The organism is Aquamicrobium zhengzhouense, assembly GCF_016124105.1.
Taxonomy (GTDB): domain Bacteria; phylum Pseudomonadota; class Alphaproteobacteria; order Rhizobiales; family Rhizobiaceae; genus Aerobium; species Aerobium zhengzhouense.
On sequence record NZ_JADGMQ010000003.1, the window covers coordinates 139,756 to 159,690 of the forward strand.

At 57.9% G+C, this 19,935-nt stretch carries 21 protein-coding genes and 2 tRNA genes; 9 read left to right on the forward strand and 14 right to left on the reverse strand.

Features of this window, described 5'->3' with window-relative positions; translation table 11 throughout:
- Positions 1 to 113: 113 nt before the first annotated feature.
- Together IOD40_RS06820 and IOD40_RS20305 are read right to left on the reverse strand one after the other, a co-directional pair.
- Entirely contained in the window at positions 114 to 392 is a 279-nt protein-coding gene (locus IOD40_RS06820) for a hypothetical protein (protein WP_198475678.1), read from the reverse strand.
- Between the two features lie 21 nt (positions 393 to 413).
- Positions 414 to 917 carry a thermonuclease family protein gene (locus IOD40_RS20305; protein ID WP_325099676.1) on the reverse strand — a complete coding sequence of 168 codons (504 nt, stop codon included), beginning with the start codon at positions 915 to 917 and terminating at the stop codon, positions 414 to 416.
- 223 nt (positions 918 to 1,140) lie between these two features.
- Here IOD40_RS20305 and IOD40_RS06830 point away from each other — a divergent pair, with 223 nt between their 5' ends.
- On the forward strand, positions 1,141 to 1,278 hold the full coding sequence (locus tag IOD40_RS06830) for a hypothetical protein (RefSeq protein ID WP_198475682.1): 138 nt from the start codon (positions 1,141 to 1,143) through the stop codon (positions 1,276 to 1,278).
- Between the two features lie 497 nt (positions 1,279 to 1,775).
- Positions 1,776 to 2,063 (forward strand): hypothetical protein, encoded by a 288-nt coding sequence (locus IOD40_RS06835; RefSeq protein WP_198475684.1) that lies wholly within the window; start codon positions 1,776 to 1,778, stop codon positions 2,061 to 2,063.
- Positions 2,064 to 2,115: 52 nt separating this feature from the next.
- Here IOD40_RS06835 and IOD40_RS06840 read toward each other — a convergent pair whose 3' ends face one another.
- The 9 genes from IOD40_RS06840 to IOD40_RS06880 all read right to left on the reverse strand — a co-directional run bounded on the left by IOD40_RS06840 (position 2,116) and on the right by IOD40_RS06880 (position 8,882).
- A complete protein-coding gene (locus IOD40_RS06840; protein WP_198475686.1) occupies positions 2,116 to 3,363 on the reverse strand; it encodes a flagellin N-terminal helical domain-containing protein in 1,248 nt (415 codons plus the stop codon).
- A 324-nt stretch (positions 3,364 to 3,687) separates the two neighbouring features.
- Positions 3,688 to 3,764, reverse strand: a tRNA-Arg gene (locus IOD40_RS06845).
- 22 nt (positions 3,765 to 3,786) lie between these two features.
- Positions 3,787 to 4,092 carry an ETC complex I subunit gene (locus tag IOD40_RS06850; RefSeq protein WP_198475688.1) on the reverse strand — a complete coding sequence of 102 codons (306 nt, stop codon included), beginning with the start codon at positions 4,090 to 4,092 and terminating at the stop codon, positions 3,787 to 3,789.
- A 19-nt stretch (positions 4,093 to 4,111) separates the two neighbouring features.
- Positions 4,112 to 4,188: transfer RNA gene (locus IOD40_RS06855), tRNA-Pro, on the reverse strand.
- An 84-nt stretch (positions 4,189 to 4,272) separates the two neighbouring features.
- Positions 4,273 to 4,989 (reverse strand): ABC transporter ATP-binding protein, encoded by a 717-nt coding sequence (locus tag IOD40_RS06860; protein ID WP_198475689.1) that lies wholly within the window; start codon positions 4,987 to 4,989, stop codon positions 4,273 to 4,275.
- Complete coding sequence (locus tag IOD40_RS06865) at positions 4,982 to 5,746, reverse strand: ABC transporter ATP-binding protein (protein ID WP_198475691.1); 765 nt, start codon at positions 5,744 to 5,746, stop codon at positions 4,982 to 4,984. Before IOD40_RS06865 ends, IOD40_RS06860 begins: the two co-directional genes overlap by 8 nt.
- Positions 5,746 to 6,732, reverse strand: coding sequence for a branched-chain amino acid ABC transporter permease (locus IOD40_RS06870; protein WP_198475693.1), 987 nt, complete (start codon positions 6,730 to 6,732; stop codon positions 5,746 to 5,748). The genes IOD40_RS06865 and IOD40_RS06870 overlap by 1 nt, the downstream gene beginning before the upstream one ends.
- Before the next feature lie 7 nt (positions 6,733 to 6,739).
- The gene (locus IOD40_RS06875; protein WP_198475958.1) at positions 6,740 to 7,591 is read right to left on the reverse strand and encodes a branched-chain amino acid ABC transporter permease; all 852 of its coding nucleotides are present in this window, start codon (positions 7,589 to 7,591) and stop codon (positions 6,740 to 6,742) included.
- A gap of 127 nt (positions 7,592 to 7,718) precedes the next feature.
- Positions 7,719 to 8,882: an ABC transporter substrate-binding protein gene (locus tag IOD40_RS06880; protein ID WP_198475695.1), complete on the reverse strand. Its 1,164-nt coding sequence runs from the start codon at positions 8,880 to 8,882 to the stop codon at positions 7,719 to 7,721.
- Between the two features lie 310 nt (positions 8,883 to 9,192).
- Between IOD40_RS06880 and IOD40_RS06885 the strand changes: the two genes are divergently transcribed.
- From IOD40_RS06885 to IOD40_RS06895, 3 genes are all read left to right on the forward strand, one after another.
- Positions 9,193 to 9,927: a GntR family transcriptional regulator gene (locus IOD40_RS06885; RefSeq protein WP_198475697.1), complete on the forward strand. Its 735-nt coding sequence runs from the start codon at positions 9,193 to 9,195 to the stop codon at positions 9,925 to 9,927.
- A gap of 245 nt (positions 9,928 to 10,172) precedes the next feature.
- On the forward strand, positions 10,173 to 11,573 hold the full coding sequence (gene ligM / locus IOD40_RS06890; RefSeq protein WP_198475699.1) for a vanillate/3-O-methylgallate O-demethylase: 1,401 nt from the start codon (positions 10,173 to 10,175) through the stop codon (positions 11,571 to 11,573).
- Positions 11,574 to 11,645: 72 nt separating this feature from the next.
- Positions 11,646 to 12,380, forward strand: coding sequence for a GntR family transcriptional regulator (locus tag IOD40_RS06895; RefSeq protein ID WP_198475701.1), 735 nt, complete (start codon positions 11,646 to 11,648; stop codon positions 12,378 to 12,380).
- Between the two features lie 63 nt (positions 12,381 to 12,443).
- Here the strand turns inward: IOD40_RS06895 and IOD40_RS06900 are convergent, their stop codons facing one another.
- Positions 12,444 to 13,616, reverse strand: coding sequence for a cystathionine beta-lyase (locus IOD40_RS06900; protein ID WP_198475703.1), 1,173 nt, complete (start codon positions 13,614 to 13,616; stop codon positions 12,444 to 12,446).
- A 394-nt stretch (positions 13,617 to 14,010) separates the two neighbouring features.
- Here IOD40_RS06900 and IOD40_RS06905 point away from each other — a divergent pair, with 394 nt between their 5' ends.
- From IOD40_RS06905 to IOD40_RS06920, 4 genes are all read left to right on the forward strand, one after another.
- The gene (locus IOD40_RS06905) at positions 14,011 to 15,039 is read left to right on the forward strand and encodes an amino acid ABC transporter substrate-binding protein (protein ID WP_198475705.1); all 1,029 of its coding nucleotides are present in this window, start codon (positions 14,011 to 14,013) and stop codon (positions 15,037 to 15,039) included.
- 158 nt (positions 15,040 to 15,197) lie between these two features.
- Complete coding sequence (locus IOD40_RS06910) at positions 15,198 to 16,388, forward strand: amino acid ABC transporter permease (RefSeq protein ID WP_198475706.1); 1,191 nt, start codon at positions 15,198 to 15,200, stop codon at positions 16,386 to 16,388.
- A 1-nt stretch (position 16,389) separates the two neighbouring features.
- The gene (locus tag IOD40_RS06915) at positions 16,390 to 17,547 is read left to right on the forward strand and encodes an amino acid ABC transporter permease (protein WP_198475708.1); all 1,158 of its coding nucleotides are present in this window, start codon (positions 16,390 to 16,392) and stop codon (positions 17,545 to 17,547) included.
- Positions 17,548 to 17,604: 57 nt separating this feature from the next.
- Positions 17,605 to 18,408, forward strand: coding sequence for an amino acid ABC transporter ATP-binding protein (locus IOD40_RS06920; protein WP_198475709.1), 804 nt, complete (start codon positions 17,605 to 17,607; stop codon positions 18,406 to 18,408).
- Between the two features lie 66 nt (positions 18,409 to 18,474).
- Here IOD40_RS06920 and IOD40_RS06925 read toward each other — a convergent pair whose 3' ends face one another.
- Both IOD40_RS06925 and IOD40_RS06930 read right to left on the reverse strand, forming a co-directional pair.
- Entirely contained in the window at positions 18,475 to 19,665 is a 1,191-nt protein-coding gene (locus tag IOD40_RS06925; RefSeq protein WP_198475711.1) for an FAD-dependent oxidoreductase, read from the reverse strand.
- 9 nt (positions 19,666 to 19,674) lie between these two features.
- Positions 19,675 to 19,920 (reverse strand): zinc-finger domain-containing protein, encoded by a 246-nt coding sequence (locus tag IOD40_RS06930; protein ID WP_198475713.1) that lies wholly within the window; start codon positions 19,918 to 19,920, stop codon positions 19,675 to 19,677.
- Positions 19,921 to 19,935: the final 15 nt, after the last annotated feature.

The following is a 19,935-nucleotide window of genomic DNA, read 5'->3' on the forward strand; positions in this document are numbered from 1 at the left end:
GCTCTGCATTACGCCTCGTGCCTCGCCGTTTCCTCAGTTCAGCTGCTGTGTAGTCCTACGTAGTCGATGATGCTAGACGTGTAATATCGTGCTGAAAAAGCTGAGGGCGAACTTCAAAGCCGAGGCTCAACGCGTCGCAGGCCGTGCTCGCAGGCTGGTACAGGAGCTCCATGCATACCAATTGAGATCCGAGAAAGATGCCCCTCGATGAGCGTCAGGTACGAGATCAAACCACAACATAGCGCAGCAACGAGAAAGCCGATTAGTGCTCCAATCCCACCTCCGAGTGGAAAGCCTGCTGCACGATAGCCGAAATAGAAGCCGGCGATCGTTATAACGATGGCGAGCACGCCATTTAGTGCCGAAAGCGTATCTGCAAGCAGTCTATTCACTGGAAATCCTTCCGAAACATGTCATTCACACCAACTCGCTTTATAGCCTGGCTTCCAGCGGACGGCGTATCCTTCACGCAGAAGGACCTCGCCAGCTGTGGTGCCGTCTCCAAGTTTGACGACTACCAGCGGTCGACCGTAGCGGTCACGCTTCCCGCTGTCTTCTACACGGGTGCCGCGTTGGTCGAGGAGTTCTTGAAGACGGATCTTGGCCTGCTCACCCAGCAAACGCTCTTTGGCGCATTTGGCTCGGCTTATCTCCGGAGCGTCATAGCCTGACTTGTTTGGACTGCCTGGTCCCATGTCGCGCATGCGTTCAGTCCCGCAGCGGATCGTATCACCGTCGACAGCGACGAGGCTGCTGCAGGATAAAACGGCGGCAGCCAACAACGTAACAAGCATTCCTGAGCCCTCCCGCCGTCGATAGTGCGATGGAAGCAAGGGGAGGGCAAGCCGCCTACAAAAGAAACCCGCGCCTTTTGCGGAGGGTAGCGGGGCTTCTACTGCGCGTGAGGAGACGCGCATCTTGATCGTGCGCGAGCGTGGTTGCGTAATCGTTAAAGCAGGTGACTCATCTCAGGCCGGACCGGCAGGAGCACCAGGCGATCCTTGGCACCATAGCCGGAGTGGTCGGAATCATGATCAAGGACGGGGATGTTGCGCAGGAAGGAATCAAAGTCTTTGTTGAAGAACTAAGCGCGTGTCTTACGTTAGGGGATAGTGCTCGTGAAGCGCGGAAGGTGCAGTCATGCCCGAAGATCCCTTTATTATATCCAGCGAAGCAGCTAGCGCCCGCGATGAAAAGGCCAGCAGCCTGATACCGATGCTTATCGGAGGACTTGTACTGATCGTGGTTGGCGGCGTTGTGGTGATGATGTTCGTTTAAGCCGTCACGCATAAAAAGCCCCGCTCCGTGGTCGTTACAGAGCGGGGGCAGTCCTTCCCCGGGGCGCATTGGCTCGTTGCACCACATGATGATGCTGGCCGCAGGTCTTCACTTCGTCAAGGATGAGCGCTCTAGCCAATTCGGATAATTGGCTCCGCCGGCCAAAACGGGATTGGGGAGGCAAGCGAGGCCACGGTAGCAAGGACAGCTGCCGCAATGGCATGCTGCCCACGGCGGGTTGATGAAACGTAAAGCGACAACCTCGATCGCATCTGTGTCGTGCGTTGGCGGAGACAGAAAGCCCTGCCAAAAGGGAAAAAGCAGGGCTTTCCTGTCCATGGCCATTTTTAACGCCCCGGCCGTGGGGAGGGGAGCTTGCCGGGACGTCGAAGAGCGAACCGCTAGTGGCTGCAAAGGTTCCGCTTACTGCAACGGCAGACAGCTTTCCATTTCTACGCAAGGTTCTGATGGGATCATGACGGAAAAGGAGCGCCTTCATGCACATCGAAGATTTCAAGAAGGCTGTAAGCGGTGTGAGCCCAAAGGGATTTGAAGTTCTCGCAACCTTCACTTTGGTGCTCGAGCGGGGGCTGAAGCTTTTTGAAGTGAAGCTCATCAAAGGTCCGAAGGACGAATATCTGGTATTTCCTCCGGATCGTCGTTTTGGCGGAGCCGCTTGGTTCATGCTGCCTGAAATGCGCAGCGAAGTGCTCAGAATGGCGCTGACCGAAATGGATAAGGCCGCACTTGAGCGATTTGCAAAGCTGGCAAATCTCGCAAAATAAAAAAGGGGCCGCCCGGAGGCGACCCTCATATCCAGTTGCCTGAGCGGTTCGATTAACGGAACAGCGACAGGATGTTCTGGGTGTTGGAGTTTGCGATCGACAGAGCCTGAATGCCCAGCTGCTGCTGAACCTGCAGAGCCTGCAGACGGCTCGACTCCTGCTCCATGTCAGCGTCAACCAGCTGGCCGACGCCGCGGTCCACAGCGTCCATGATCTTGCCGACAAAGTCCTGCTGCGAGCCAATGCGGGTCTTGATCGCGCCGAGGTCGGAGGCGGCGGTTGTGACCTTGCCGAGCATGTCATCGATGTCTTGCATGTAAAGAGCAAGGTTTGCAGCCGATGCATCTGTGATGCTGAAATTGGTCACCGTAGTGTCTTCGTCAATTTCAGTTCCACGCAGGTTGCTGATCAGGACAGAATCTCCTACCTGCGAAGCAGCGTCGGTGCCCTTAGTAAGTGTAAGCGTGCCAGTCGCGTAGCCCACTGTCAGGCCTGTGACGCCAGCAGATTCCAAAGCATCTTCGAAAGCAGTTTGGTCAAATGCGCCAGATGCACCTGCAGTGACGGTCACTGTAACCGCTGATCCACCATTCACAGCGACGTCGAACGACAAGGTGTCGCCTTCGGCGAAGGCATTAGCAGTCTCGAGGCCCGTAATGGTGTGGGCGGCGGCAATGGTACCCGGAGTAACGTTGGTCGGTGTAGTACCTGGTAGGACAGCCGCGTTGAGCGTCTTGGTCTGGGTCATGCCGCTCTGCAGCAGCCCCTTTGCGGCCGGATCTTTGGTGAAGAGCGCTGTCTTTGAGGTGTCGACGTTAATGGTTTCAAGCGCGATGTTGTCATCAGCGTCACGGGTAAACGAGGCGACGACCTTCTGGGTTGCTTGCTTGTCAACGTCTAGCCAGTTACCGCCCGAGAAATTTGCCGACTTCGCGTAGGTCTGAAGATCGTTCTGGAGCTGGGCGATCTCTTCCTGGATCTTTTCCTTGTCGATATCCGGCTGCTGAGCGGCAACCAGCTTGGTCTTCATGGTATCCAGCGTGTCCTTCACCGCGTCCATTGCGGTGTAAGCGATATCGACCTGAGCTGCGCCGAGGCCGAGTGCGTCCTTGACGGTCGACATGGCGTTGTTGTCCGAACGCATGGTGGTTGCGATCGACCAGTAGGCAGCGTTGTGAGCTGCTTCGCTCACGCGGGCGCCGGTGGAGATACGGCCTTGGGTGGTTTCAAGGTTCTTGTTGGTCGCCTTGAGGGTCTGCAGCGCGGTCATCGCGCCGGCATTGGTGTTGATGCTCGACATTACTCGTAATCCTTAAACACGAACTAATGGGTCCGGTTCATCCGGCTGAGAAGGATCGCATCATGCTGGCCCCCGAGGCCCCCGCTCGTGAGGTAGTAGTAGCGAGGACCTTCTAACGAAAAGTGAACATCGATCCACCTTGTGCCGCTCCTGAAATGCGAGTCGTGCGGGGGTAGGGATATCAGCCTGTTGGTAACGGATGACACGCCGCGCGGAGAGGATCGAGCGCACGCGCGTTAGAACGTCTCAGCAACAAAAGTTGGAACTCGGCGAAAAACCGACTTGGAACTTTTGTCGTAAGCTGTCGCTAACTAATTGATTTGATGGCGATCCCGGCAGGATTCGAACCTGCGACCATCGGCTTAGAAGGCCGGTGCTCTATCCAGCTGAGCTACGGGACCCCCTGAGCAAGCGGCCCGGGACCTAGTGGGTCCAGGGCATCTTGCGATCATAGCGGAAGTTTTCCGCATATGCCATTTGGCGACGGCGGGGTTCCTTCGGTTCCTGAACACGGAAGGCAAGACCGTTACGCTGCGCGTATGCGATCGCTTCTTCCTTCGTCTGGAAAGTCAGCCGGATCTGGCTCCTCATGTCACCTGAGGTGGTGTAACCCATGAGAGGATCGATCTTGCGTGGCTGTTCCGGCTCGAACTCGAGAACCCAATGACCCGTCTTCGCCTGGCCGGACTGCATCGCGGTCTTGGCAGGGCTGTAGATACGCGCGGACATGGAAACCTCGTGTAATCGATGGTCGGAGTGGCAGGATTCGAACCTGCGACCCCCTGATCCCAAATCAGGTGCGCTACCAGGCTGCGCTACACTCCGAGGCCGTTGTGAGCCGTGGTTTCATTAGGTTTTTGCCACGGCGGAAGCAAGGCCTTTTTTCGATTTTATTGAAATTTCTTGGGTTTATCCCGCACCGAGTTTCAAACCGAGATAACGCTCGAGCGTATCGCGGTCCTCAAGCAGCTCGGCAGAGGTCGCGCTGTGTGCGATGCTGCCCCGCTCAATGATGATCGCATCCTTCGTCAGACGCAGAGCAACTTCTGCGTGCTGCTCAACGAGCATCAATGCCATGCCTTCGCGCTCGGACATGGTCCGCACTGCGTCGGTGAGTTCCTCGACGATGATCGGTGCCAGCCCCTCAAACGGCTCGTCGAGCAGGAGAACACCAGGATTGGTCATCAGCGTCCGGGCAATGGTCAGCATTTGCTGCTCGCCACCCGATAGCTGATTGCCCATGTTGGCGCGTCGCTCTTTGAGGCGCGGGAACAGGCCGTAGACGCTGTTGAGTTCCCAGCGGCCCGGACGTGCCGCGACGATCAGATTCTCTTCCACCGTCAGGGAGGGGAAGATGTCGCGCTCCTGCGGCACCCAGCCCACACCCAGCCGTGCGCGCTTGTAGGACGGGACCTTGGAAATATCCTGCCCCTTGTAGAAGACGCTGCCGCGCGACACGCGCACAAAGCCCATTGCCGTCAGAAAGAGGGTGGTCTTACCAACCCCATTCCGACCCAGGACAGCCATGCTGCCCCCTTCCGGCAGAGAAAAGCTGACATTGTCGAGAACGACGGCCTCTCCGTAGCCGGAGCGAACGTCGCGAAATTCTAGAAGTGCCTCAGCCATTGTGTGCCTGCCCGAGATAAACCTCACGTACGCGCTCATCAGTACGCACGCCATCCGGCGTGTCCTCGACGAGGACACCGCCTGCCACGAGAACGACGATTCGCGATGCGAATCGGAAGACGATGTCCATGTCGTGCTCGATGAACAGAATCGACATGTCCTCAGGCAGCGAGGAGATGACGTCGAAGAGCATGGAGCTCTCGTCCTTCGGCACGCCTGCTGCCGGCTCGTCAAGCAGCAGGACCTTCGGCTTGGTCGCGAGCGCCAATGCGATCTCCAGCAGACGCTGACGGCCATAGGCGAGGGTACGCGTGTTACGCGTTGCTACATCCGCCAGCCGGAGCTTTTCGAGAATGTCGAACGCCTCATCGATGGCGGCCTGCTGGGAGGACAGGCCGCGCCAGAACTGGCCCGCAACATTCTCTCGCTCACAGACTGCCAGCGTGACCGACTCGAGCGGTGTCAGATCAGGAAACAGCGTGTTGATCTGAAAGGTTCGGGTCAGCCCCTTGCGGACCCGTGCTGCGACGGGGGCATTGGTGATGTCCTCGCCGCCGAGCAGGATCCGGCCGGAATCCGGCTTGAGCTGTCCGGTGATCAGGTTGATCAGCGTCGTCTTGCCGGCACCATTGGGGCCGATCAAGGCGTGGCGGCAGCCGTGAGGGAGATTGAGCGATACGCTGCGTGTGACCTGCAGCGCGCCGAAATTCTTCGTCAACGCCTCGGTCTGCAGAACAATAGGTTTGTTTCCAGCCATCAGTCGCGCTTTCCGGCCAGGCGGCTAATGAAGCCGAGAATGCCCTTGGGCATAAACAGAACGACTACCATCAGCAAAAGGCCGATCCAGAAATACCAATATTGCGGGTTGATGCCGGCGAGCTGGTCGCGGGCCACGAGGAAGATGATCGCACCGATGATCGCGCCGTAGAGACGGCCCGTGCCACCGAGAATCAGCATGACCACAACGTCCGCCGAGCGGTTGAAGCTCAGAACCTCAAGCGCAACGGTGCTGGTGGTCTGAGCGAGAAGCGCACCAGCCAGACCGGCCATAGCAGCAGAAATCGTGTAGATGATCTGCTGATGCGACTTATAGGCGGAACCGATCGCCGGCATGCGCGTCGAGTTCTCACGCACACCACGCAATGCGAGGCCGAACGACGAGTTCACCAGCCTGCGGCTGAGCAGGAAGCAGACGAACAGGACCGCGAGCGAATAGCCGTAGGCCGTATATCCCCACAGGTCGAAGCGGAAATAATTGAAGATTGGCCATGTGCGGGGCACTCGCAGGCCGTCGGCGCCGCCGGTGAGCCAGCCAAGGCTGTTGGCGAGCTCGAGCGTCAGGAAGCCGAGACCCAGCGTGATCATCAGCAGTGCAAGGTGCTGCACCCGCACGATGATGAAGCTGGCGACGAAGCCGATGAAGCCGGCGAATGCGCCTGCAATCAGAAGCCCCGTCAGAGGCTCGCCCCAGCCGTTCTTGCCCAGCAGGGCCGCGCAGTAGGCGCCCAGACCGAAGAACATGGCGTGGCCCAGCGTGATGATGCCCGCATAGCCGAGGATCAGGTCCACCGAGAGCGCGAACAGAGCTGCAATCGCAATTTGGTTCGCCAACGGCAGATAGGTCGGGAACAGGACGAATGGCAGCAGCAGCAGGGGCCAGAAAATGATCTCGGGCAGAGACCAACGGCTCTGGCGGCGAAGCCAATCGCGTGCAGTTGCCTGTGTAAGTGTTGAATTAGTCATGTCCGGGTCACCGCTTTCCGAACAGGCCGAGCGGGCGGACGAAAAGGATCGCCACCAGCAGCAGATAGATCAGGAACGAGCCGATCTCCGGCCAGAAATATTTTCCAGCGACGTCGCCAATGCCAAGGAGCGCTGCACCTACAAACGAGCCGGTGATCGATCCGAGACCGCCAACAGAGACGACGATCAAGACATAGACGAGGAAGTGGAAGCCAAATGAGGGGTCGAGACCGACGATCTCGACAGCGAGTGCTCCACCGAGACCGGCAAGGCCGCTGCCGAGCGCGAAGGTGATGCCAAAGATCTTTTCGACATCGAGGCCAAGCCCCTTGGCCGCGCGCTGATTGTCGACAGCCGCGCGGATCTGTGCCCCAAGACGCGTGCGCTCGAGCCCGAAGACCAGAACAGCTGTGACGACGAGGGCCACTGCAATGAGGAAGATCCGATAGACGCCGAATCGCATCCCGAACAGTTCGACCGACCCACGAAGCCAATCCGGCAGAATCAGAACCTGCTGTACCGTTCCGAATAGATAGGTCGCTACGGATGAGGCGACAAACACCACACCGATCGTGAAGAGAACCTGGTTCAGCTCCGCCGCGCCATAGAGGCGCCGGAAAAGCAACCTTTCAAACAGCACGCTGACAATTGCAGCGGCAAGAAAGGCGGCGGGAAGAGCCAGAAGAAAAGGGAAACCGAGTTGGCGCATGACCGTGACGGCGACGTAGCCGCCCAGCATGCCAAAAGCCCCATGGGCGAGGTTGATGAAATTCATCAGGCCCAGGGTCACCGAAAGCCCCACTGACAGGACGAACAGAAGCATCCCGAAAGCAAAGCCGTCGAACAGAACTATGATCAAACTGCTCATGTCGACCCGTTAGCGCGTCTTGTTTTCGCGGCGTTTGATTGCCGAGGTCCGGAAAGACATACCTTCCCGGACCTCGGTGGTTGTAGAAAAACCGGCAGATACGTCTGCCAGCAGCGTATTAGTGAAGCGGGTCCTTAACGTTCGCGATCTCGTGGATCACGACGTTCTGGAGCTTGCCGTCAACTTCCTGCACTTCGCGGATGTAGACGGTCTGGACCACGTCGCGGGTCTCCGGGTCGATTGACATCGGACCGCGCGGGCTGTCCCAGGACATGCCCTTGGCAGCTTCGAGCAGTGCATCGCCCGAGGCATCACCATTGGTCTTCTTCAGCGCCTCATAGATAAGGTGCATTCCATCGTAACCGCCGATGGAAAACAGATCAGGCTCGCGGCCGTTGTTGGCAGCGGTGTAGCCCTCGACAAACTCCTTGTTCAGCGGATCGTCACGCTCAAGCGTGTAATGGAACGTGGTGATGATGCCGCGAGCGGTTTCGCCCATGCTCTCAAGAGCTTCCGGATGGGTCAGTTCGCCCTGCGCGAAGACCTGTGTTGCCGGCGGGTTCAGGCCACGATCGGCAAGAGCCTTGCCGATTGCTGCCGGCTGCGCGCCGCCCGGAACGAAGATGTAAACTGCTTCAGGATTGGCATCCTTGACGCGCTGAACAAAGGCCGAAAAATCCGGATTCGCGACCGGGGTGCGGTCAGAGCCGAGCATCGTGCCGCCTGCTTCGGTGAAGCCTGCAGCGAACGACTTCTCAGCGTCGTGGCCCGGACCGTAGTCCGATACTAGCGTGTAAGCCTGCTTGACGCCGTTCTCGTGGGCCCACTTGCCGAGCGCATAGTTGACCTGCGGGATCGTCACGGACGTGCGGACGATGTAATCCGACTGCTCGGTGACCATCGAGGTCGCAGCATTCATGACGACCATGAGCTTCTGGGCTTCGTCAGCGACCGGGGCCGCACCGAGTGCCTCAGGCGTAAGTGCGAAGCCAGCGATGATGTCGGCGCCGTCACGAACGACCAGCTCCTGCGCCATGCGCTGGGCTACGTCAGCAGCAGGGCCGCCGGTGTCCTTCTTGATAAGCTCGATCTTCTTTCCGGCAACGGTGTCGCCGTGCTTTGCAATGTAGAGATCGATACCAGCCTGCAGCTGGTTAGCCGCGTCAGCGAACGGGCCCGAGTACGGCAGGATCACACCGATCTTCACCGTTTCCTGTGCCAGAGCTGAGGTCGACATGGCGAGTGCCAGGCCGAGCGCAGCCGTAATGCGATGAGTCAACATTCAAGACCTCCCTAGGTTGTTGAACTGCAGACGATCCAATGCCCCCGTCTGCTCTCAGTACCGACTGTATACACGGTTCATTTTCCCGCCAAGAGGGGGGAGGCTGAAATTTAATGAGTAACGTAACGGAACCCTGTGGGGAACTATGTGGGACCATCAGTACACAGGACGCATTTCCATCCTATCTAAAGCGGATCGAGCGTATTTCTTGTGTATACACATTAGCTTAGGCTGCTGGGTGTCGCAGGTGGTGTCAAGCCTGATCGGGCGTATATAGTCGGTCAACTGAAAAGGGAGGATTTCAGTCGGCATGAAGCAGAGTTCGACTCGAACGCATGCGATTCGTGTGGCTATCGAATTGCGTAAGCGCATCCTGAGTGGGGAGTTCGAAGGCGGAGCGCGTCTTTTTGAGGTTGCCCTTGCAGAATCGATGCACGTGTCGCGCACCCCAGTGCGCGAAGCAATGTTCAGGCTGGCGGAGGAGGGGTTGCTAGTTCGCGGCAGCAGTGGCGGCTTCTTGGTCCGTACCTTCAGTCTTGATGATGTGGCCGACGCGCTTGAATTGCGAGGAGTTCTTGAAGGAACAGCAGCTCGGTTGGCTGCAGAGCGGGGAGTATCGGCAAGGGAGTTGCGCCAGATAAGTGCAACCCTTGAAGAAATGGATGCGTGTTTCGCCATTTCTCCTGAGGACGTTGATTTCGACGCATATTGCGATCTGAACGCCAGGTTTCACTCAGAGCTGGCAGTTCTTTCTGGCAGCCAAGTATTAGAGCGGGAAATCGAGCGCGTGACGCGTTTGCCGTTTGCGTCACCCTCCGCCTTTCTTCCCACTAATGCAGATGTCCCGGCGTTTCGCCTGTCGCTGGGTCCGGCCCAAGATCAACATCGTGAAATCATCCTGGCGATCACGGAGCGGGAGGGCGCAAGGGCCGAGGCGATTGCACGTGAGCATGCCCGGATTCCTCGCCGAAATTTGCATTTCCTGCTTTCCGAAAGAGCCGATTTGGCAGCCCGAACTCCAGAGCTGGCATTAATCGTGACGTGACGGATGGCAGCGGCTCACGCTGTACACAGTTTTTCATAGATTCGCCTCTTCCGAAGCTTCTGCAAGGAAAATCAAACTGTTCAGACGGTTTGGTGAGTGCAGGATATTACGGTCTCAGGCCCGTCGTAGGGGCGTTGCGCTGTTAAAAATAAGCGGTTCGACCTTGTCCGCTTCAAAACCGCCTTGCAATTCTCACACGTGCGATACAGTATGTATACATCTTCACATCAAACGGAGGACAAAGAGTGTCGGTTACTAGCCTAGAAGCCCTTCTGCAGGAGAAGGGTAACGCCGTTGACCTGCTGCGCAACTCGCGCATCGGTGCTTACGTTTACCCCGTCGTCGCGCCGGAATTCTCCAACTGGCGCACCGAGCAGTGGGCATGGCGCAACACTGCTGTGCTTTTCGATCAGTCGCACCACATGGACGAACTGATCGTTGAGGGCCCGCAGGCTGAGGAATTCCTCGCCTACCACGGCATCAACGCTTTCCACAATTTCGACCTGAACCGTGCAAAGCACTACGTTCCCGTCACCCCGGCTGGTCACGTCATCGGCGACCACATCATCTTCCGTGAGCGTCAGGACAAGTTCGTCCTCGTCGGCCGCGCACCGACCTCGAACTGGCTCCTGTTCGCTGCCGCTTATGGCAAGTGGAACGTCCGCATCAAGCACGATCCGCGTTCGCCATCGCGTCCGGAAGGTGAGCGCGTCCTTCGCACGCACTACCGCTTCCAGATCCAGGGCCCTGAGGCCAACAAGATCTTTGAAAAGATGAACCGTGGTCCGATTCCGGACATCAAGTTCTTCCACGTCGACTGGATCAACATCGGTTCCAAGCGCGTTCAGGCTCTGCGCCACGGCATGTCGGGCGCTCCGGGTCTCGAAATCTGGGGTCCGTACGAAGACAAGTCCTACATCCTGGCAGAAATCATGCAGGCTGCTAAGGACGCTGGCGTCGATCTGGTTCGTTGCGGCTCGCGCGCTTACTCGACCAACACCCTCGAGTCGGGCTGGATTCCGTCCCCGCTTCCGGGCATCTACACCGGCGACGGCATGGTCAAGGCGTTCCGCGAATGGTCGGGCATCGAGTCCTACGAAGCTTCGGGCACCATCGGCGGTTCGTTCGTCTCCGAGAACATCGAAGACTACTACGTCAACCCGTTTGAGCTGGGTTACGACTTCTACATCGGTTGGAAGAAGGATGACTTCATCGGTAAGGAAGCCCTTACTGCAATGAAGGGCCAGAAGAACCGCAAGAAGGTCACCCTCGAGTGGAACCGTGAGGACGTCCTCAAGGTGATCGGTTCGGCATTCGAGCAGGGCACCCCGTACAAGTGGATCGACTTCCCGCAGCCGAACTATGCATCGTCGTCCGCTGACATGGTCATGCACAACGACAAGATGGTCGGTATGTCGATGTTCAACGGCTACTCGTTCAACGAGCGTTGCCTGCTGTCGCTGGCAGTCGTCGACTCCGACGTTCAGATCGGTGACGTTCTCACCCTCAAGTGGGGCGAGCCGGAGCCGACCCAGAAGACCTCGACCGAGACCCACAAGCAGGCAGAGATCCGCGTCCGCGTGTCGCCGACTCCTTATGCCGCTGAGGCTCGTGAAAACTACGCCGACAGCTGGCGTTCCAAGTAGTAAAATACGGAACTTCCGTATCGTGGCGGCCAGAGATGGCCGCCACTTCTTTCCTCTTGTGCGGCCAGGGAAATGAACGAGCGTAAGGAAACGTCCCAGACGCTGAAGGCCCTTATGGGCATCCGCAATCTGGTGATCGGTGGCGAAATTGCACGTGGCGAACGCCTCTCCGAAGTCCCGCTTTCCGAACGGCTTGGAATTTCACGCACACCGATCCGCGCTGCCCTTGCGCGACTTGAGCAGGAAGGCCTGCTAGAAAGAATTCCCTCCGGCGGTTTTCTCGCGCGGGGATTTTCTACCGACGAAGTCATCGATTCGATCGAGATACGTGGCGTCCTGGAGGGGACGGCTGCTCGTCTTGCCGCAGAGCGCGGTGTCGAACCACGTAAGCTGATTGAAATCAGTAAGGTCGTGGAGGCGCTTGACGAGATTATGTGCGATGACCCTCGCGAGATGAACTTCGAGCGCTATGTTGAACTGAACGCCGAGTTCCACCGGCTGCTTTCGATGCTCGCGGGTAGCGAAACACTAAGGCGTGAAATCGAGCGCGCAACAAGCCTGCCGTTCGCATCTCCAAGCGCTTTTCTGGAGTCGGAGGAAGCTATTATCGTCTTCCGGCGATCGTTGATTGGCGGACAGGAGCAGCACAGAGCGGTGGTCCAGGCCATTGAAATGCGCGAAGGCGCGCGGGCAGAAGCCATCGCACGCGAGCACGCTCGCCTTGCCCGCCAAAATCTCGAATACGTCCTCAACACCGACAAAAGCCTGCTCACCCGGATACCGGCGCTGACGCTTGTCGTCACTTGACCGGAGTTTTCCGGCGCGGAGAAGCGGCACTGCTGACCATTAGCAGTGCACGGATCTTCACGATTATGCGTTCGCTACGGCCTGAAGGGCGTTCGTGAGGTCGCGTTTGATATCCTCCGCATCCTCAAGGCCGATCTGAAGGCGGATAACCGGTCCGGCATAGCTCCGGCGTGCCACCGTACGATCGCCAAGCCAAACATGGACGGCAAGGCTTTCATAGCCACCCCAGGAATATCCAAGTCCGAACAGCTTCAATGCGTTCAGAAACGCATGAGCTTCCTTTTCACCGCCACCATTCAAGACAATCGAGAAAATGCCGCTCGAACCGCTGAAGTCGCGTTTCCACAGCGCGTGGCTCGCGAAGCTTTCGAGGGCAGGGTGTAAAACCTGCGCGACCCCAGACTGTGCTTTAAGCCAGCGTGCAATCTCCAGGGCATTCTTCTCGTGCCGCTCGAGGCGCACGCCCATTGTGCGAAGTCCTCGAAGGACCTGGTAAACATCATCCGGAGCTGCACAGCAGCCCATGGTTATGTGTGTCTCATGCAGCTGTTCCCAGCAGCGCTCGTTTGCAGAAACGGTGCCGAGAAGGATATCGGAGTGCCCGGAAGGGTATTTTGTTGCCGCGTGGATCGAAATATCGACGCCATGCTCCAGCGGGCGGAAATAGAGCGGCGTTGCCCAGGTGTTGTCCATCATCACCACGGCGCCGCGAGCACGCGCGGCGGCGGCAATAGCCGGAATGTCCTGCATTTCGAAAGTGTTTGAGCCGGGCGATTCTGTAAACACGACCTTCGTGTTCTCTTTCATCACCGATGTGATCCCGGCTCCGATGGCTGGATCGTAATACTCGACCTCCACGCCGAGTCGTTTCAGCATCGTATCGGCAAAATGGCGGGTCGGATGATACACGGAGTCGACAATAAGGACGTGGTCGTCGGCCGATAGGAATGCGAGCAGCGGGATCGTTACGGCTGCAAGACCAGAGGGTACGATGATCGTGCCGGCAGAACCTTCCAACGTGTCGACTGCAGCGGCCAGTGCATCCGTCGTCGGGGTCCCGCGCGTCCCATAAGTGTACTTCTGGTTCCGCGTTGCCATCGTTTCGGCATCCGGGAAGAGCACGGTAGATGCGTGGACGACCGGCGGATTCACAAAGCCATAATAGTCGTGGGGATTGTTGCCGATATGCGCGAGCAGGGTATTCGTGCCCTGATTGTCCTGACCTGAATTGCTCATGTGACCTCGATCCGTTTCAGTCGAGGGATATCGGCTGGGAAGCGCTTCTGCAACTGCGTGCGCGGTTCATCAGTGACCGCACAATAATCAGATTGTCGAAGATGTCGGACCGGCATTGCCTGGTGATGATGAAAACGGAGATAATCTTCACTGCAGACAGTTCAATCAAAACGATAATTTGTTCAGTATCCGATGCCCTTCGGGCAATTTCCGGCCTACTTTCATTCTCTCTTGACCGACGCTCAATAATCCCTTTCGATGGTTGACGTAGTGGGAGACGGAAAGACGGGACTGCCGCACTTGGGCGACCTGACAGTTGACAGGGCAGCTTCTCCTTCCGCAGGAACCGAATGGGGCAAAGCACCCCCCGATAAGAAGAAAAGGGTACGTGGGCATGAAAAAATTTGTAACCGGAGTTATCGGATCGGCGGCGCTTGCACTGTCGGTCACATCCGGCTCCGCCGCAACTCTGGACGACGTCAAGGCGAAAGGCTTTGTCCAATGCGGCGTTCACACAGGTCTCGCCGGTTTTGCTGCTCCCGATGATCAGGGCAACTGGAAGGGCTTCGACTCGGATTTTTGTAAAGCTGTTGCAGCCGCAATCTTCGGCGATCCGGAGAAGGTAAAGTTTACACCGACCAATGCGACGGAGCGTTTCACCGCGCTGCAGTCCGGTGAAATCGATCTTCTTGCGCGCAACACCACCTGGACCCTTAGCCGCGATACGTCGCTGGGCTTCAACTTTACGGGCGTCAACTATTATGACGGCCAGGGCTTCATGATTAACGCAGCGAAGCTGCCCGGCATCAATTCGGCCCTTCAGCTTTCGGGCGCTGCGGTGTGCGTCCAGACGGGGACCACGACTGAGCTCAACCTCGCCGACTATTTCCGTGCGAACAACATGGAATACAACCCGGTCGTGTTCCAGGGATTTGACGAGACCAACGCCGCGTATGAAGCAGGCCGTTGCGATGCTTATACGACCGACCAGTCGGGCCTGTATGCTCTCCGTCTGACCCTGGCAAACCCGGATGACCACGTCGTTCTGCCTGAAATCATCTCAAAGGAGCCGCTTGGCCCGCTGGTCCGCCAGGGCGACGATCAGTGGTTTGACATCGTCAAGTGGACGCTTTTCGCGCTGGTCCAGGCTGAAGAGCTTGGCATCACGCAGGCGAACGTCGAAGAGATGAAGGGTTCGGACAATCCGGAAATCAAACGAATCCTCGGTCAGGAGGCAGACTCCAAGATCGGCGATATGCTTGGCCTCGACAATGACTGGGTTGTCAAAGTCGTCGCCGGCGTAGGCAATTACGGCGAGATGTTCGAACGCAACATCGGGCAGGAAAGCCCGCTGAAGATCGCGCGAGGCCTCAACCAACTTTGGACGAAGGGCGGCATCCAGTACGCTCCGCCACTGCGCTGAGCATTCTGCGGCTGCCGGTTCTCACCGGCAGCCGTTTTTCCCTGTACCAACTACATAACAGGCCGCCGGTGTCCGGACGGCTACGGTACCGGTCTTAGGCATTATCGGGAATGACGGAGGCGCCACGTACGTCCCCGCACCGAACCAAGGGGAACCATATGGCGTCGAATGAGGTGCTGCGGGCTGACACGTCAGCTCGCGTATCATGGATGAACGATCCGAAAATTCGGGGCATCGTCTTCCAAATCATTGTCGTGGCGATTCTGGCTGCGGCTGTCTACTGGATCTGGGGAAACACTGTCGACAATCTGCGCCGTGCGAACATCTCGTCCGGTTTCGGATTTTTGAACCGCCGAAGCGGCTTCGATGTTTCCCAATCGCTGATCGACTACACATCCGACTCTTCGTTCCGGCAGGCGCTCATTGTCGGCCTGCTGAACACGGTCCTCGTCGCGGTATGCGGGATTATCACCGCGACAATCATCGGCTTTCTGGTCGGCATAGGCCGCCTGTCAGGCAATTGGCTTATCGCCAAGATCTGCATGGTCTATGTCGAATTGTTCCGGAATATCCCGCCGCTACTCGTCATATTCTTCTGGTATCTGGGCGTGCTATCCGTGCTTCCCGGTCCACGCGACAGCATTTCGCTCCCTTTTTCTTCCTACCTCAACAATCGCGGGTTCTTCCTTCCGAAAGCGATATGGGGAGACGGGGCCTGGCTGATAACTGCAGCGCTTCTCATTGGAATTGTAGCCGCGTTTCTGGTTGGTCGTTGGGCTTATCGTCGGCGAATGCAGACCGGCCAGCCATTCCCGACCCTCGGAGTGTCGCTTGGCTGCATCATCGGCCTCCCGCTGCTGGTGTCGCTGGCGCTCGGGGTGCCGCTCACCTTTGAGTTTCCGCAAAAGGGCACATTCAATCTCAGCGGCGGCTTTCAGGTGAAGCCGGAATTCTTGTCGCTTTATCTGGCCCTGTCCTTTTACACCGCCTCGTTCATCGCTGAGATCGTTCGTGCCGGGATCCTCGGCGTCAGCCGTGGTCAGTCTGAAGCTGCCCATGCGCTGGGACTGCGTGCAAGACCAACGCTTCGGCTGGTGATCGTTCCACAGGCGATGCGTATCATCATTCCGCCACTCACGAGCCAGTACCTGAACCTGACGAAGAACTCTTCGCTGGCGGTGTTCGTCGGTTATCCGGATCTCGTTCAGATTGGCCAGACAACCATGAACCAGACGGGGCAGGCGATCGAAGTGGTTGCGATCTGGATGGTGATCTACCTCGGCTTGAGCATCTCGACTTCGGCCTTCATGAACTGGTTCAACGCCAAGATGGCACTGGTGGAGAGGTAACATGCAACAGGCAGACCTTTCCTATGTGCGCACGGAGATGCTGGCTCCCCAGCCAGCCCCCAACCGTGAGCGTGGATTTGGCGCGTGGCTTCGCGCCAATCTGTTCGCATCTCCGATAGACACGGTTCTGACCCTCCTGGGGCTATTCCTGGTGGTCTGGTTCGTGCCGAACTTCCTGCGCTGGGCTTTCATCGACGCAGTGTGGAGCGGTCCCGATCGCAGCGTGTGCGCAACGATCCCACAGGGCGGCATTCAGCCTGAGGGGTGGTCGGGGGCTTGTTGGGCCTTCGTCAACGCGAAGTTCGCGCAGTTCATGTACGGCAGGTACACCTTCAGCGAACGCTGGCGGGTCGATCTTACCGCGATCATGTTCGTCCTCCTGATGGTGCCTCTTCTGATGCCACGCGCACCATATAAGGGGCTGAACGCGCTCCTGTTTTTTGTGGTATTCCCAATTGTAGCCTTCTTCCTGCTCGTGGGCGGCTATTTCGGCTTGCGGTACGTGCCTACTTCGGAGTGGGGTGGGTTGCTGGTGACGATGGTGCTCTCCTTCGTCGGTATCGCGATATCGCTGCCGCTGGGTATCATCCTCGCGCTCGGGCGACGTTCGAAAATGCCGGCCATAAAGCTGGTCTGCGTGATCTTCATCGAGGTGGTTCGCGGTGTCCCGCTGGTCACGGTGCTGTTCATGGCGTCCGTGATGCTGCCGCTCTTCATGCCAGCTGGCGTGACGTTCGATCGCTTCTTGCGCGCGCTAGTCGGGGTGTCGCTGTTCGCATCGGCTTATATGGCGGAAGTCGTGCGCGGCGGCCTTCAGGCGATCCCGAAGGGACAGTATGAGGGCGCCGAGTCGCTCGGCCTCAGCTACTGGCAGAAGATGATCCTGATCGTCCTTCCGCAGGCTCTTAAGCTGGTAATTCCGGGCATCGTCAACACCTTTATCGGCCTCTTCAAGGATACGAGCCTGGTCTACATCATCGGCATGTTCGATCTCCTTGGCATCGTGCGCCAGAACTTCACCGACGCTGCTTGGGCATCCGCTCAAACACCGATGTCCGGCCTGGTTTTCGCTGGAGCGGTGTTCTGGATTTTCTGTTTCGGAATGTCACGATACTCAATCTGGATGGAGCGTCGTCTGGATACCGGTCACCGACGATGAGTGACCGCTACCAGGCGAAATATAGAACAAGGCGAAATCGCCAAAGGGGAATGACAAATGGCTACTGAGAACGCTGTCTCTCCGCGAGAAATCGCGGTCGACCGATCGAAGATGCAGGTGTCCGCCACCGACGTGTGCATTGAAATCATCAACATGCATAAATGGTACGGCGAATTCCACGTCCTCAAGGACATCAATTTGAAGGTCATGAGGGGGGAGCGGATCGTGGTTGCCGGGCCCTCAGGTTCCGGAAAGTCAACGATGATCCGCTGCATCAATCGACTGGAAGAGCATCAGCAGGGACAAATTCTCGTTGATGGGATCGAACTTACAAACGATCTCAAGAAGATCGATGAGGTTCGCCGAGAAGTCGGGATGGTGTTTCAGCACTTCAATCTCTTCCCCCATCTCACGATCCTCGAGAACTGCACGCTGGCGCCGATTTGGGTTCGCAAGCTCCCGAAGCGTGAGGCAGAGGAAGTGGCGATGCACTACCTGGAGCGGGTCAAGATCCCGGAGCAGGCCAACAAATATCCCGGCCAGCTTTCAGGCGGTCAGCAACAGCGCGTTGCGATCGCGCGATCGCTCTGCATGAAGCCAAAGATCATGTTGTTCGACGAGCCGACATCCGCCCTTGATCCAGAGATGGTCAAGGAAGTGCTCGAAACCATGGTCGGCCTCGCGGAGGAAGGCATGACGATGATCTGTGTTACTCACGAAATGGGCTTTGCGCGCCAGGTCGCCAATCGTGTGATCTTCATGGATCAGGGACAGATCGTCGAACAGAACACGCCAAGCGAGTTCTTTGACAACCCGCAGCACGAGCGCACCAGGCTGTTCCTGTCGCAGATCCTGCACTAGCGCGGCGCAGACCCGAGAGTCTTTGGCGACACCATGTGTGTCGCCACCCGACGGTTCATCGATTCGCTAACTGCCGACGCGTGCGTCGTAGCCATAGAGCCAATCGAGATCGGCCGCGAGTTGGTGTGGTTTCCGGATTGAGAGAATCATGTCTCGGGCAATTGCGACCGGTCCGGCTGCATGCCAGGCGAAACGGTTGAATTCGCCGCGGCGCGCAACGCGTCTAAGACGTGGACGCCGTATTGCCTCATATGAGCTAAGCGCTGTCGCAGCGTCGTGCCCGGCTGTGAGCTTTTCAGCCAAAACAATCGCGTCCTCGATCGCCATTGCAGCGCCCTGGGCTGCATGCGGGCTGAGTGCGTGTGCTGCGTCGCCAATGAGGACGGCGCGGCCGCCAAAGGTCCAGGGCGATGTGGCCGGCACTTCATGGATCGGCCATGTCGTCCATGTGCTTGGATGCCTGATCAATCTGAGTAACGCAGGATCGCTTCCCGCCATGGCAGTTTCCAGCCGAGCCGGTCCCGCATCATTCGTCCAGCTTGCAGCCTCAGGCGGTGCGGGGGTGATTGCCACCAGATTGATTTCCTTGCCCGTACGCACCGGGTAAGAGACCAGATGGAAGTTGCGGCTGACAAAGGTCGTGACCCGGTCGCGCGGTACTATTTTTCCGCCATCATTCAGAACCGCGCGCCACGCAATATGGCCGGTATAGCGGCTTTCGGCAGTCCCGCCCAATTTCGCCCTTGCGCTGGACCAGACCCCGTCAGCGCCGATGACAATATTAAAGGGGATCTCTTGTTCGCCGTTTTCTCGAACGATCCGAAGGAGGCATCCATTGCTCGTGAGCGAGATGTCTTCGACCGCTGCTCCGGAGATCAGTGAGATTGAAGGAAAAGTCCGAACCTTTGCCAGAAGTGCTTTTTGCAGATCCGCACGATGCACGGTGAGATATGGCGCTTCCCAGCGCTCGAGCGCGAAAGCTCCCAGAGGGACCGTCGATAAGAGTTTGAGATTGTTTGCGCGGCGGATCGTGATGTTCAGCGGCGCGACGCTCTGCTGGAGAACGTGATCGAGAACCCCGAGGTTCTGTAAGATGCGTGAGGCGTTGGGTGAAAGCTGGAGACCAGCTCCCACTTCCTGAAGTTGAGGCGCGCGCTCGAAGACCGTGACCTCAACGCCTTTACGGGCCATCGCAAGCGCAAAGGTGAGGCCAGCTATGCCGGCCCCGATTACGGCGATGGTGTTCGTTTGATGCATCCAGAAGGATCAGGCAGCCTGCGGCTGATAAACTGCGCCTTCAGGGTTCGTACGATCTGCCGGCAGGGCCGGGTCGTAACGGAAAAGCGTTGAGCAGTAAGGGCACACCTTCTCCGAGTCATCGCCCATGTCGAGGAAGATGTGAGGGTGGTCAAAGGGTGGGTTCGCACCCACACACATGAATTCTTTCACCCCGATCGCGATCGCGGGATGACCTGCGTCGTTCTGGAAATGAGGTACCGCGTGGCCAGCCATGTGATGCTCCCGGAT

Excerpts from the sequence above, each read along its gene's own strand:
- IOD40_RS06910 (WP_198475706.1), top strand. The coding sequence starts at position 15,198 with ATGGCGTCGAATGAGGTGCTGCGGGCTGACACGTCAGCTCGCGTATCA.
- IOD40_RS06915 (WP_198475708.1), top strand. The coding sequence starts at position 16,390 with ATGCAACAGGCAGACCTTTCCTATGTGCGCACGGAGATGCTGGCTCCC.
- IOD40_RS06850 (WP_198475688.1), bottom strand. The coding sequence starts at position 4,092 with ATGTCCGCGCGTATCTACAGCCCTGCCAAGACCGCGATGCAGTCCGGC.
- IOD40_RS06885 (WP_198475697.1), top strand. The coding sequence starts at position 9,193 with ATGAAGCAGAGTTCGACTCGAACGCATGCGATTCGTGTGGCTATCGAA.
- IOD40_RS06920 (WP_198475709.1), top strand. The coding sequence starts at position 17,605 with ATGGCTACTGAGAACGCTGTCTCTCCGCGAGAAATCGCGGTCGACCGA.
- IOD40_RS06860 (WP_198475689.1), bottom strand. The coding sequence starts at position 4,989 with ATGGCTGAGGCACTTCTAGAATTTCGCGACGTTCGCTCCGGCTACGGA.
- IOD40_RS06905 (WP_198475705.1), top strand. The coding sequence starts at position 14,011 with ATGAAAAAATTTGTAACCGGAGTTATCGGATCGGCGGCGCTTGCACTG.
- IOD40_RS06900 (WP_198475703.1), bottom strand. The coding sequence starts at position 13,616 with ATGAGCAATTCAGGTCAGGACAATCAGGGCACGAATACCCTGCTCGCG.
- IOD40_RS06895 (WP_198475701.1), top strand. The coding sequence starts at position 11,646 with ATGAACGAGCGTAAGGAAACGTCCCAGACGCTGAAGGCCCTTATGGGC.
- IOD40_RS06840 (WP_198475686.1), bottom strand. The coding sequence starts at position 3,363 with ATGTCGAGCATCAACACCAATGCCGGCGCGATGACCGCGCTGCAGACC.
- IOD40_RS06925 (WP_198475711.1), bottom strand. The coding sequence starts at position 19,665 with ATGCATCAAACGAACACCATCGCCGTAATCGGGGCCGGCATAGCTGGC.
- IOD40_RS20305 (WP_325099676.1), bottom strand. The coding sequence starts at position 917 with ATGCGCGTCTCCTCACGCGCAGTAGAAGCCCCGCTACCCTCCGCAAAA.
- IOD40_RS06880 (WP_198475695.1), bottom strand. The coding sequence starts at position 8,882 with ATGTTGACTCATCGCATTACGGCTGCGCTCGGCCTGGCACTCGCCATG.
- IOD40_RS06865 (WP_198475691.1), bottom strand. The coding sequence starts at position 5,746 with ATGGCTGGAAACAAACCTATTGTTCTGCAGACCGAGGCGTTGACGAAG.
- IOD40_RS06930 (WP_198475713.1), bottom strand. The coding sequence starts at position 19,920 with ATGGCTGGCCACGCGGTACCTCATTTCCAGAACGACGCAGGTCATCCC.
- IOD40_RS06870 (WP_198475693.1), bottom strand. The coding sequence starts at position 6,732 with ATGACTAATTCAACACTTACACAGGCAACTGCACGCGATTGGCTTCGC.
- IOD40_RS06830 (WP_198475682.1), top strand. The coding sequence starts at position 1,141 with ATGCCCGAAGATCCCTTTATTATATCCAGCGAAGCAGCTAGCGCCCGC.
- IOD40_RS06835 (WP_198475684.1), top strand. The coding sequence starts at position 1,776 with ATGCACATCGAAGATTTCAAGAAGGCTGTAAGCGGTGTGAGCCCAAAG.